This window comes from Nocardiopsis sp. L17-MgMaSL7, assembly GCF_003182025.1.
GTDB lineage: Bacteria > Actinomycetota > Actinomycetes > Streptosporangiales > Streptosporangiaceae > Nocardiopsis > Nocardiopsis prasina.
In genome coordinates, this window is the sequence record NZ_QGTF01000002.1 from 292,989 (window position 1) to 304,590 (window position 11,602).

General features: G+C 71.0%; 11 protein-coding genes. 1 reads left to right on the top strand and 10 read right to left on the bottom strand.

Going from position 1 to position 11,602, the window contains the following annotated elements; all coding sequences use genetic code 11:
- The first annotated feature begins 51 nt into the window (after window positions 1–51).
- Complete coding sequence (locus tag BDW27_RS03985) at window positions 52–1,737, top strand: glutamate synthase-related protein (RefSeq protein WP_110048277.1); 1,686 nt, start codon at window positions 52–54, stop codon at window positions 1,735–1,737.
- Between the two features lie 12 nt (window positions 1,738–1,749).
- Here the strand turns inward: BDW27_RS03985 and BDW27_RS03990 are convergent, their stop codons facing one another.
- From BDW27_RS03990 to BDW27_RS04035, 10 genes are all read right to left on the bottom strand, one after another.
- Window positions 1,750–2,610: a JmjC domain-containing protein gene (locus tag BDW27_RS03990; protein WP_110048278.1), complete on the bottom strand. Its 861-nt coding sequence runs from the start codon at window positions 2,608–2,610 to the stop codon at window positions 1,750–1,752.
- Complete coding sequence (locus tag BDW27_RS03995) at window positions 2,607–3,725, bottom strand: hypothetical protein (RefSeq protein ID WP_110048279.1); 1,119 nt, start codon at window positions 3,723–3,725, stop codon at window positions 2,607–2,609. The genes BDW27_RS03990 and BDW27_RS03995 overlap by 4 nt, the downstream gene beginning before the upstream one ends.
- Complete coding sequence (locus BDW27_RS04000) at window positions 3,706–4,695, bottom strand: hypothetical protein (protein ID WP_017545348.1); 990 nt, start codon at window positions 4,693–4,695, stop codon at window positions 3,706–3,708. Before BDW27_RS04000 ends, BDW27_RS03995 begins: the two co-directional genes overlap by 20 nt.
- Entirely contained in the window at window positions 4,692–6,062 is a 1,371-nt protein-coding gene (locus tag BDW27_RS04005; protein WP_110048280.1) for a radical SAM/SPASM domain-containing protein, read from the bottom strand. The genes BDW27_RS04000 and BDW27_RS04005 overlap by 4 nt, the downstream gene beginning before the upstream one ends.
- A gap of 551 nt (window positions 6,063–6,613) precedes the next feature.
- Window positions 6,614–7,984, bottom strand: a complete 1,371-nt coding sequence (locus BDW27_RS04010) for a class I adenylate-forming enzyme family protein (RefSeq protein WP_233515627.1) — start codon at window positions 7,982–7,984, stop codon at window positions 6,614–6,616.
- A 13-nt stretch (window positions 7,985–7,997) separates the two neighbouring features.
- Window positions 7,998–8,945 (bottom strand): ACP S-malonyltransferase, encoded by a 948-nt coding sequence (locus BDW27_RS04015; RefSeq protein ID WP_110048282.1) that lies wholly within the window; start codon window positions 8,943–8,945, stop codon window positions 7,998–8,000.
- Window positions 8,942–9,889 carry an ACP S-malonyltransferase gene (locus BDW27_RS04020; RefSeq protein WP_110048283.1) on the bottom strand — a complete coding sequence of 316 codons (948 nt, stop codon included), beginning with the start codon at window positions 9,887–9,889 and terminating at the stop codon, window positions 8,942–8,944. Before BDW27_RS04020 ends, BDW27_RS04015 begins: the two co-directional genes overlap by 4 nt.
- Window positions 9,886–10,671, bottom strand: coding sequence for an SDR family NAD(P)-dependent oxidoreductase (locus tag BDW27_RS04025; protein ID WP_017545343.1), 786 nt, complete (start codon window positions 10,669–10,671; stop codon window positions 9,886–9,888). The genes BDW27_RS04020 and BDW27_RS04025 overlap by 4 nt, the downstream gene beginning before the upstream one ends.
- 4 nt (window positions 10,672–10,675) lie before the next feature.
- Window positions 10,676–11,326 (bottom strand): GNAT family N-acetyltransferase, encoded by a 651-nt coding sequence (locus BDW27_RS04030; RefSeq protein WP_110048284.1) that lies wholly within the window; start codon window positions 11,324–11,326, stop codon window positions 10,676–10,678.
- A complete protein-coding gene (locus tag BDW27_RS04035) occupies window positions 11,323–11,592 on the bottom strand; it encodes an acyl carrier protein (protein WP_017545341.1) in 270 nt (89 codons plus the stop codon). Before BDW27_RS04035 ends, BDW27_RS04030 begins: the two co-directional genes overlap by 4 nt.
- Between the last annotated feature and the right edge of the window lie 10 nt (window positions 11,593–11,602).

Below are 11,602 nucleotides of genomic sequence, written 5' to 3' on the forward strand. Positions count from 1 at the left end.
CCTGCCCGCGCGGTGAGCCCGCGCTGGCGGCGACGACCCGAGGAGCACGGAATGCGGCCGACGAAGGTAGCCGACTGGGACGACCTCGAACCGCTCCGCCCCGCCCACGCGCGGGTCTCCAACGTGGACCTGGCGGTGATCCGTCTGCCAGCGGCCTCCGTGGCTCCCGAGACCGAATCCACCGGCTCCAGAGCCCCCGGTCCCGAGACCGCCGGCGCCGGGGACGAGGTACGGGTCCTGTACGGGCGCTGCCAGCACCGGGGCGCGCTCATGTCCGACGCCACCGTCGAGGACGGCAACCGGCTGGTCTGCGGTGTCCACGGCTCCGTCTACGACGCGCGCAGCGGCGTCAACCTGTACTACGAGGGCGAGGACCTGGAGAGGTTCCAGGCCTGGGTGGAGGACGGCGCGGTGCGGGTCGACGAGGACGAGATCCGCGCCTGGGAACGGGACCACCCGCAGAACTACGACCGCTCCGCCTACCAGGGTTCCTACGCCGACTTCACGGGAACCCCGGACGAACCGTTCAACGACCGCATCCACCAGCTGGCCGAGGAGGGGCTCTCCCGGGTGGGCCACCACGGCGAGGTGGCGGCGATGGGTGTTCCCCGCCACGAACTCCCCTCCTGGGACGACCTCCAGATCGTCACAGCCGAGCTCCACACGCCCCCGCTGCTCGACGACGATCCGGTGGGAACCAGCGTGGTGATCGGCCCCAACGCCCGCCGTCCCCTGGTCCTGGACATCCCGCTCCTGGTCTCGGACATGAGCTTCGGGGCGCTCTCCGCCGAGGCCAAGACCGCGCTGTCCATGGGCGCCGAGCTGGCGGGCACCGGCATCTGCTCCGGTGAGGGCGGGATGCTCCCTGAAGAGCAGGAAGCCAACGGCCGGTACTTCTACGAACTCGCCTCGGCGCGCTTCGGCTACTCGATGGACAGGGTCGCGCGCTGCCAGGCCTTCCACTTCAAGGGCGGCCAGGCCGCCAAGACCGGGACCGGCGGGCACCTGCCGGGCGACAAGGTGAGCGGGCGCATCGCCGAGGTGCGTGAACTCCCGGAGGGGCGGACGGCGATCTCCCCGGCCCGCTTCCCGGACCTCGTCTCCGTCGCCGACTTCCGCCGGGTGGCCGCCGAGGTCCGTGAGGCCACCGGGGGCATCCCCATCGGGTTCAAACTGTCCGCGCAGCACATCGAACGCGACCTGGACGCGGCGCTCCGGATCGGGGTGGACTACGTGATCCTGGACGGCCGGGGCGGTGGCACCGGGGCCGCTCCCCTGCTGTTCCGCGAGAACATCTCGGTGCCGACCATCCCCGCGCTGGCCCGTGCCCGCCGCCACTTGGAGAGGCTCGGCCGCCGCGACGTCACCCTGATCATCACCGGGGGCCTGCGGGTCCCGGCCGACTTCGTCAAGGCGCTGGCCCTGGGCGCGGACGCCGTCGCGGTGGCCAACTCCGCGATGCAGGCCATCGGCTGCCTGGGCATGCGTGCGTGCCACACCAACAACTGTCCGGTGGGCATCGCCACCCAGCGACCGCACCTGCGGGAGCGCCTGCCAGTGGCGGAGGCCGCTGAGCGGCTGAACCGGTTCCTGCGTTCGTCGGTGGAGCTCATGCAGGTGATGGCGCGGGCCTGCGGGCACGACCACCTGGGCGGGTTCGGCCCCGACGACCTGGTGGCGTGGAAGCGTGAGCTCGCCGACCTGTCCGGGGTGTCCTACGGCGGCGTCTCCGTCTGAGCCCCGGTGCCCTCACCTGGCTGCGGCCACCGCCGCGTTCAACCGCTCCACGGCCTCGGTGAGCAGGTCCCGCCCGTCCAGGTCCGTGTGACCGAGGGGCAGCATCTCACGCAGCGGTTCGTGCTGGCCCTCCTCGCGCAGGTGGGCCTGGAGGACGTCCTTCCAGGTGCGGGGCCTCACGGCGAACGACAGGTGGAGCGAGAGCTCGTCCGTGGCGGTTCCGGCGTGCGGATGCCCCCGGGGGATGTAGAGCGTGCTTCCCGGGGTGAGCACCGTCTGGAGGACCGGGGCGAACTCCGGCTGGGAACCGCCGCTCGGGACCGTCGGCCACAGCGTCTCCGGGGCGCCCACCGACCAGGACTTGGAGCCGTGGACCTGGCAGAGGAACCCGCTGGCCAGGTCGTAGTGCGGACGCACCCCCGAGTTCCCGGCGGGGGTCAGGAAGGCCGCGCAGTAGACGCCGAAGCCCAGTTCCTCCTCCAGCTGGGACGCGAGCCGTTCCACCTCGGGGACGAGGAGGCGGACCTCCTCGAAGACGATGGTCGCCCCGGCGTCGTGGGCGCGCAGCAGCGCGGTGCGGTCGGCCACGGGTTCCCGCCCCCGGCCGGGCCGCCCGCGATCCGCGCTGAACTCCTCCTGTGGCCTGGGCGCGCCGTCCTGGAACACCCGGAAGCAGGACGCGGGGAGACCGGCCCGGTTCAGCAGGGACAGCGCCGTCTCCAGAGAGAACGCCCCGCCCACGGCGGGCCCGGCCTCCGCGACCACCGGTCGGTGTTCCCAGTGCCCCAGGAAGGCGTCGGAGTCACCGACGATCCGTTCGAGGACCGGGTGGTCGCCCCGCGTGGTCCGGGGAGGCAGGTGCGCTGGAATCATGGGGTCCTCCTGACGAGGGTCGTTCGTGACTCGGCTTCCAGTTCGGCGGTGATCAGGACCGCCAGACGCGGCTCGTGTTCCGCCGGGGGCAGCGGCGGCTCCCCGGCCTGGGCCCTGACGAACGCGTAACCGCTGTCGGCCGCGACGGCCAGGGCCTCCTGGGCCGCACCCGAGGCGGGGTCAAGACCGCCCAGTTCCCTGAGCACCGCGAACAGTTCCGCCTCGTCACGCAGTTCACGGCAGACGTCGGCGGTCCGGCGGAGGACCCGCGCGCAGTCGTCCACGCGGTCCTGGGAACGCAGGACTCCGGCGCCCGCCCGCAACACGGCCACCAGGTCGGCCGAGGGGGCTCCCTCCGACAGGGTGTCCAGGGACCGCAGCAGGGAGTCGGTCCGCGACGCGTCGACCAGGGACGCGTGGACCTCGATGGCGGTGGCCCCCAGCGTCGGCACGGTCCCCGGCGCGACGGCGGGGAGCTTCGCGCCGCCTCTCAATGCCAGCAGGGCCGAGGCCTCCCGCACGTGCGGGAGCGTGCGCGCGGTCCCCCGCCAACGGCTGACGTGCGCCGCCAGCAGGTCCGCGCGTCGCCCGCGCGCCAGTGCCTTGGTGGTCTCCACGACGTGGGTGTTCGTGACGAAGGCGCCGCCGCTCTCGGAGTCCAGGACGCCCTCGGCCTCGTCCGGGGTCAGCCCGTGCTCGGGGCCGAGCGCTCCGGCGAAGACCCCGGTGTCCCGCAGGCTGTCCGGCGCGGGGAAGTGCGCCAGGGCACCCTCCCAGTCACCGCGGATCACCCGGAGCCGGCCGATGTTGATCCAGGGTTGGAGGACCCGGACGGTCTCGGACCGGGGCAGCAGCCCCCGCCGGACGAGGGAGAGCAGGACGCGGGCCTGGCGCTGACAGGACCGCTCACTCTCCTCGAAGTCACCGGCCATCGCGAGCACCAGCGCGCCCCGGTTCGCGGCCCGGCAGAAGGCGTCCGCGTCGAAGGGGGGCCGGTGTGACGCACGGTCCATCTCGGCGGCGCACTCCCGGGCCCGTTCCCACACCGACACCTTGGTCAGGCGGTTCTCGGGGGAAAGCAGGCGCAGGGGGAGGTCATGAACGGGTGCCGGCACGTGCGCCCACCTCCGTGTTCCTCGGAGCGGGCCGCTGCGGGCGGGAGGCACGGTGCATCTGCGGCGGAGCCGACCAGAACGTGTCGATGTCGAGGGACCCGTCGCGGGAGCGGATGTCGGCCCTCGCCGGGACCGGGAGTGACTCGAAGGCGTCCCCCTCCACGCTGATCAACTGGTTGTCGAACGAGAAGACGCAGGGGGCGCCGCGTGCCGCCAGCTCTCCCGGCACCTCGAAGCTCCGTCCGCTGTTGACGTTGACCAGGCGGGTCGGGGCCCGACCCGGGTTCCGGGCGATGAGCCACTCCCCGCTGTGCGAGGCGCGGAGCGAGTCGACCGCCGCGCCGAGGTCCAGCCGGTAGACGGCCGCGGAGGGGTCGGCCTCCGTCCGGTGGAAGCGAACGGTGCCCGGCTCGTGGGCCGGGACCACCCAGACACCCCCCAAAACCTCCTCGTAGCAGGCCAGGCGGTGGTCCTCGCCCCCGGGCAGGGCTGAGGTCTCCACCGACCCCGTGACGGGGTCCGCCCTGAGGACGGTCCCGTCCGACAGCAGGCACAGGACGGTGCGCCGCCGGTGCTGCCAGGCCAGGACCAGCGGCGGTGCGCAGAGCCTGCGCGACACCGCGGTCCCGTCCCCGGCGTGCAGGACCAGTTCCTCGGAGGAGGCGGCGACCACTCGGCCGCCGCCCGCCCCGGGCACGCGGGCTTCGAGCAGCAGGGCTCCGGCGGGCGCCGTCCCCTCGTCGCGCGAACCCGCCGCCGGGCTCCACGACCGGACGGACCCGCCGTCCCGGAGGAGGAAGCGTCCCGTGCCCGCCCCGGCGTACACGGCCGTTCCCGGACCGAGGTCGATGATCCGTCCGCTGTCGGGGCCCCACAGTCCCAGCGCCCTGACCTGACCTGAGCCGGTGGTCCAGGCGCACCAGGTGCCGTCGTCGTCGACCGCGACCTCCGCGCCGCGTGTGCCGGTCACCGCGTCCTCCCGTTCGACGCCACCGTGGTGATGGTGGGTCCGATCCAGACCTTCTGCGGAGGGCAGGGCCGCGTCCCCTCCTGGATGCGCACCAGGGGACAGTGCGCGCCCTGGCAGGAGGGCCGGAAGAAGCAGGAGTGGCAGCCGGAGTCCTTGGCGTCGTCGTTGTCCACCCACAGACTCATCAGTTCCTGGTCCAACCCGAGGTCACCGTCGGCGCCGAGCTGTCCCACGGCGTTGCGGGGGTCGCGCAGGGCCACGGTGCACTTGTTGACCAGCCCGTTGGGCCGGATCACGAAGGACCACGGGGAGGCCGCGTAACAGACTGAGCCGTTCGGTTTGAGGAACACGTCGTCCGCGGGGGCGAGGCCGGACTCCACCGCGTTCGAGCACAGGTCGAGCTTGGTCATCTCCGCCTGCTTGCCCGCGTAGGCCTCGGACTCCTCGCCCTGGGGTCCGCCCCAGTCGCCGACGGGACGGTAGATGACCCCGAACCGGGGGTCACCGGCGTACAGCCCGCCCAGCTGCTCGATGAGCTCGGGCACGTGGACGCTGTTGGCCTCGGTGAAGTTGGTCCGGACGATCACGCGGAAGTCCGCGTCCGTCTCCGCCATCCGCGTCAGGTTGGCGATGATCTCGTCGAAGGTCTTCCCACCGCCCATGAGGAAGCGGGAGGAGTCGTGTGTGTGCGCCGGGCCGTCCAGGGTGACCTGGTAGTTGCTGATACCCAACTCGACGCAGCGCCGCGCGACCTCGGGTGTGAGCAGCAGTCCGTTCGTGGTGATGCCCGCGCTGTACTCGATGCCCTCCTCGGCGCAGAACTCCAGGAAGAAGGTGCTGAGCTCCTCGATCACGTCGAAGGCCACCAGCGGTTCGCCGCCGAACCAGGCGACGGTGAGCCGTTCGATGCCGTGTTCGCGGCGGTGGCGCCTGACCAGCGACTTGATGCCCTCCCGCACCTCGGTCAGCATGCGGCCCAGCGCGAAGTCCTCGTAGCAGTAGGTGCACCGGAAGTTGCAGGCCTCGGTGGGCATGATGATCAGTTCGAGGCGGTCGGTCCGGTTCTTGCGCCGGTCCCGCAGGGCGTCGGCCTCCGCCAGCTCGTCGTGCTCCTCGGCCACCAGGAAGCCCTTGGTGACGAGGGTGTCGAACAGGCGGGACTCGTCGGCGGTGCCGGGGTCGGGCCGGCGCAGGACGCTCCGTCGGTTGTGCAGCAGATCGTGCACCCGCTGGCCGACGGGGTCCTGGACGCGGAAGACGCTCCCGCGCATGGAGTTGTACAGAACGACCGCGTCACCGTCGTCGGTCCTGGTGACGACGTTGAACCTGGAGGGTCGGAAGGTACTGGTGACGGTGGTGTCAGCCATGGTCAGTCCTCTGGTGCCGCGGGTTGTGAGACAGGGGCCCCGTGGCGGGAACCGGGATCCTCCGGTCCGCCACGGGGCCTGTGACTACCTCGTCGTCGGCCTCTGGGGCCGAGGGCGGTCTCTGGCTGCTAGCAGCCGAAGTCGATGACCGAAACCTCGTCACCAGCGGCGGACTCGGTGATGATCTCCTCGAACTCCTGCATGGGAACCATTCCTCTCAGTAATCTCAAAAAGGGGGTTGGAGCCTACGGGTCTGGTGGACCCGAATTCTCCGGGTGAATCTGTGACATTCGCGCCGAACCAAATGCGAACGGTGCCGAGTCTAGGAGTCTCATTTTTCCCGTGTCAACACGTTCTCCGCGCTTTCCGTGCATTTTTTCAACTGGCCCGAACCTGCCGGAAAAAGGCATGGCGAAACGACCGAGGCGTTCGGCGTGCAAAGAGTTCGGGGATCGCCGGATCCCCTGGTCAGTGCACATCGGAGTCACCTCGGCCTCGCCGGATAAATCGGATTCACATTCTTCCGATCACCCTTCGCGCGCGCCGGTCAATTAATTGTCGGTAACCCTCTCCTCTTCCAGGGAGGCGGCCCGGGCCCGCAGGGCGCGGCGGTCGGGCTTGTCCGTTCGGGTACGGGGGAACTCGTCGAGCAGGTGGATCTCCCTGGGCCTCTGGTGCACCGGCAGGTGGTCCCTCAGGGCGAGGCGTATCAGTGGGAGGGCCTCCTCCCGTTCCGCCGAGTCCACCACCGCGAACGCCACCAGCCGGTCGCCCCTGGCCCGACCGGTCGGGAGACCCACCACCGCCGCCTCCCGCACCGGGTCGCAGGAGGCCAGGACGTCCTCGACGAACCTCGGCGGGATGGTCTCCCCGTGGACGACCAGTGACTCCTTGATCCGCCCCTCGATGGTGAGGTGACCGTCGGGTTCGACCGTCCCCCGGTCGCCGGTGCGCAGCCACCCGTCCTCGGTGAAGGCGGCCGCGTTGGCCGCGTCGTCGTCGAGGTAGCCGTCCATCAGGCCCGGTCCGTGGAGGAGGACCTCCCCCTCGGCCGGGTCGATCCGGGCGGACGACCCCTTGATGAGCGGGCCCACCGTTCCGGGTCTCCAGGCACCGGGGAGTGACTGGGTCACCCACGCCACCGTCTCCGAGAGCCCGTACCCGTCGTGGATCGGCCCGCCGACCAGGTCCGCGTAGGCCTCGACCAGACCGACCGGGAGCACGTCGCCCCCGCATCCGCGCAGGTGGAGCGCGCCCAGAGCAGTCGCCAGACCCTGGTCGCGGCGCGCCGCGACCAGGAGGGCCGCGTACATCGAACCCACCCCGTCGAGCCTGGTGTAGCCGCCCTCTCGCAAGAGGGCGGCCACCCGGTCCATGCTCAGCCGCGACTCCACGTGCATCTCGAACCCGTGCTCCAGCCAGTACTGGACGATGCCCCAGCCGTAGGAGTTGAGAAGGGACATCGGAACCAGCATGCGGTCCCTGGAGGTGATCTCCGCGTGCGCGGCGACGTCGTGCCGGTGGTAGCCGATCGCTGAGTGCGAGAGCTCCACCGCCTTGGGTTCGCCGCTGCTCCCGGAGGTGTAGAGCAGGGTGTGGGCGGACCCCTCGAAGTCGGGCAGCCCCGTGTCCCGCTGGGCCGTCACCGAAGGGGCGCCGCCCTCTCCCGGGGTGACCACGGCGGCCACCCGCCTGGTGCGGGCGACGCCGCGCCACCGCTCCCCCTGGCACAGGACCGGGAAGCACAGCGACTCGGCGGCCAGGGCGGTCAGCACCGCGGTATAGGGGTCGTCACGTGCGATGACGACCCCTCGCCCCGGTCCCGCGCCCGCCGAGGCCAGGGCCGTGGCGAGTGCCGCGGCGTCCCCGTGGACGCGGCCGCGGGGGATCTCCTCGCCGTCGATCACGAGTCTTCCTGTCACCTGTCCCTCCCTCTCACGTGTTGGACGGGACCCGGCCGCCCACCCGGGCCGGGCCCGAGTCGGGGACCTCCAGGCCGCGGGCGCGGGCGTCGGGCACCAGGACGGTCACGTCGAAGTGCTCCTTGGTCAGCCGCTCGAAGAGGTTTCCCGGTCCGATCACGTGGACCCGGTCCACCCCCAGGGCGCGGAGCCGGTCCACGACCAGGGGGAAGTCGACCGGGGTGACGCAGTCGTCCCGCAACAGCGAGCGCAGGTCCTCGGCGGAGTCGACGAGCGCGCCGTCCGCCCCCCGGACGAACCCGACCCGCGCGTCCCGGAAGCGGAAACCCGAGACGGCCTCCCCGATCCGGTCGCGCAGCGGGGCGTTCACCCCGCTGTGCTCGGCCTGGGGGAAGGTGAGCACCGGAACCCCTCCCCCCGCCCGGACACCCCGTTCGAGCTGGGGAAGGCTTCCTGCGGAGACGTTGAGCAGGTGGATGGTGTCACTGAAGTGACCCGCCACCTCGGCTCGCCCGCCCTCGGCCTCCACCTCCGCGCACAGCTGCGCGAGGCGGTCCCGTCCGACCCGGTACATGAAGTGCGAGACCAGGCCGTGGTCGGTCGCGTTCCACTCGTTCTCGCAGGCCGTGACCGCCTCTCCCAGAAGCACCATGTCCGCGAAGGACAGCGCCCCCGAGTAGTGCAGCGCGGGCAGGTGTCCGATGCTCGCCGCCGCGCACACACCGGCCTCGCCGTCCTCGTCCCTGGCCCGGTCAGCCAACGCCACGCAGGTGACGAGGTAGGCCTGCCGCGCCTCGGGCGAGTAGGACTCCGTCGCCTGGGAGAAGCGGGGCAGGACGCGGTGGCCCAGGACCTCCTCGGCCTGTGCCAACCGCTCTCGGGCGTAGGGGTCGGTCTCCAGGAACTCGCCGACCTTGGCGTGCAGCGGCGGCACCGTCCCGCCGAACAGCACGGCCCTCACGACCGGCCCGCCAGTTCTTCCGTGAAGGAGGACGCCTGGTCGAAGCGGACCACACTCGCCCGCTTGGCGAGGGTCATGAACCGGAAGGACTTCCCGATGAAGTGGCCGGGGCCGACCACGACGAACCGGGTCGTGCCCAGCTCCAGGAGGCGCTCGATCCCTCGGGACCAGTGGACGGTCCGGGTGTACTGGGTGATCAGGGCGTCGCGCACCTCCTCGGCGGTGGCCAACGGCGTGGAGTCCATGTTGCAGAGCAGCGGCACCCTGGGGGTGCGCACCCGTTCGCGCTGCTCCCACTCGGCCGCGAAGCGCTCCTCGGCCGGTGCCAGCATGGGCGAGTGGCCGGGCGGGCCGTGCGGGATGCGGACACCGACCCCGCCCCCGGCCGCCGCGAGCTCGTTGACGGAGGTCAGGGCGGCGGCCTCCCCGGAGACGACCATCTGGTCGTCACCGGTGATGGCGCAGGGCGCCGCGTCCAGGCCCTGAGCGGTGAGCTCCCCGATCCTCGCGAACACCGACTCCAGGTCGACGCAGTAGCAGAAGGTGCTCCCGTAGTCCCGGCCCGCGAAGACCTCGCCCTCGACCGTGGCCATGGTCCTCACGGTGCGCACGGCGTCGTCGAACGAGAGGGCCCCGCAGGCCGCGGCGGCGGTGATCTGGCCCAGGCTCAGGCCCGCCATGTACTCCGCTCCGTCGCGGTACTCGGCGGGCAGGGACTCGTAGAGAGCCACCCCGAGCGCCACCGACATCGGCCGGATCAGCGGCCCCTGGTTGACCAGGTCGGCGTCGGCGGAGTGGAAGGCCCCGTCCAGGTCGACACCGATCGCCTCGGAGGCCTGTTCCAGGCGGCGGCGCACCAGGGGCAGGGCCTCGTACAGGTCCCGGTAGTCCCCCGGGCGCATGGCGACCTGGGGGTTGAACAGAATCGCGGTCCTCTGGCTCATCTGGTCTTCGCCATCCCCCGGATCACCGACGTCAGACCGCCGTCGACCACCATGGTCTGCCCGGTCATGTAACTGGAGCCCTCACGGGTCAGGAAGACCACGGTCTCGGCGATCTCCTCGGGCTGGGCCGGGCGTTGCAGGGGGATGCGCTCGTTGATGATGACCTCCTTCTGCTCGATCGGGAACTGCTGGATCATGCCGGTGTCGTCCGAGTAGCCGGGGGCGACCGCGTTGACCCGGACGCCGTGCATGGCGAACTCGGCGGCCAGGGAGGCGGTGAGCCCGGAGAGCCCGGCCTTGCTGGCGCAGTAGGCGCTCAGCCCGCCCTTGCCGACCAGGCCGAGGATGGAGGAGACGTTGACGATCGCGCCCGAGCCCTGGAGCATCATCGGCAGGGCGCACGCCTTGATGCAGTGGTAGGCGCCCACCAGGTTCGTCTGGATGACGTCGTTCCAGCCCTCGGTGGAGTCCGTGGAGACGATGGTGCCCGCCGTGCAGATGCCGGCGTTGTTCACCAGGATGTCGATACGGCCGTGTTCCCTCGTCAGCTCCTGGACGGCGGCGGAGACCGCCTCGTAGTCGCGGACGTCGACCCTGAGGGCTTGGGCCCTACCACCGGCCGCGCGGATCTCCTCGGCGGTCTTCTCCGCGACCTCCGCCCGGTTGAGGTAGCCCACGGCGACGACGGCGCCGAGGTCGGCCAGCCGCATCGCCACGGCCCTGCCCAGACCGCTGCCTCCGCCTGTGACGAGGGCGACCTTCGAGTTGAGTTCCTTTGTCATGTCACTACTCCTCTGAATAGGCCCTGCGGATGTCCTGTGGCCACTGGTCACGCATGTAGTCGCGCAACAGCGCGCGGGCCTCGGACTTGTCCGAGGCGGGGACGGTGTCTCCGAAGAAGGCGTCGCCCGTCATTCCGCTCTCGTCCGCGCTGTAGTACTCCTCGCGCAGATACGACGTGACGATCGCGTCGTGATAGGCGCCGTCAAGGAAGAAGTAGTCGCGCAACACTCCCTCGATGACCATTCCGGACTTGATCAGCATTCGCACGACGCGGACGTTGAACGCGGCCGTGACGAACTCGACCCGGTGCGCGTTGTGGGCGTGGAACAGTTCGTGGACCAGGAGCCACGACGCCTCGCCGCCGCAGCCCGAGTCCCAGAGCTCGCTGTCCCCGATGACACCGCCGACGGTGTAGCTCCCGGGGTACTTGCGCTGGCGCCACTGGACCAGGCCGACGGGGACGCCGTCGTGCGTCCGGACCATCGCGTACTTCTCCGGTCCGGCCGCGATGGCGCCGCGGATGTCCGCGGTGCTCGTGAAGCGGGCGGAGCCGCCGGTGCTGAGTGCTCCGACCATGCCCCGCCGGAACCACTGCGCGACCAGGGGATACTCGTCCTCCTCGATCGCGGAGACCGTTACCAGGGCGCCCTTCACTCGGCGGCCCCCCGGCGCTCGGAGAGGAAGGTGGCGATGGACGCGGGCGTGCGGAAGGTCTCGGTCGCGATCTCGGAGACGTCGAGGTCGTAGCGCTGGCGCAGGTCCGCGAGGAACCGCAGGACGTCCATGGAGTCGATCCCGTAGTCGCACTGCGGGCCGAACAACTCCTCGTCACCGCCGATCGACTCCGGGTCGACATCGATCTCGAACAGCTCGACGTAGACCTTCTTGACTTCGCTTTCGTACGACTCGGTCCCGCTCATCTGGAAATTC

Excerpts from the sequence above, each read along its gene's own strand:
- BDW27_RS03985 (WP_110048277.1), top strand. The coding sequence starts at position 52 with ATGCGGCCGACGAAGGTAGCCGACTGGGACGACCTCGAACCGCTCCGC.
- BDW27_RS03990 (WP_110048278.1), bottom strand. The coding sequence starts at position 2,610 with ATGATTCCAGCGCACCTGCCTCCCCGGACCACGCGGGGCGACCACCCG.
- BDW27_RS04005 (WP_110048280.1), bottom strand. The coding sequence starts at position 6,062 with ATGGCTGACACCACCGTCACCAGTACCTTCCGACCCTCCAGGTTCAAC.
- BDW27_RS04020 (WP_110048283.1), bottom strand. The coding sequence starts at position 9,889 with ATGAGCCAGAGGACCGCGATTCTGTTCAACCCCCAGGTCGCCATGCGC.
- BDW27_RS04025 (WP_017545343.1), bottom strand. The coding sequence starts at position 10,671 with ATGACAAAGGAACTCAACTCGAAGGTCGCCCTCGTCACAGGCGGAGGC.
- BDW27_RS04035 (WP_017545341.1), bottom strand. The coding sequence starts at position 11,592 with ATGAGCGGGACCGAGTCGTACGAAAGCGAAGTCAAGAAGGTCTACGTC.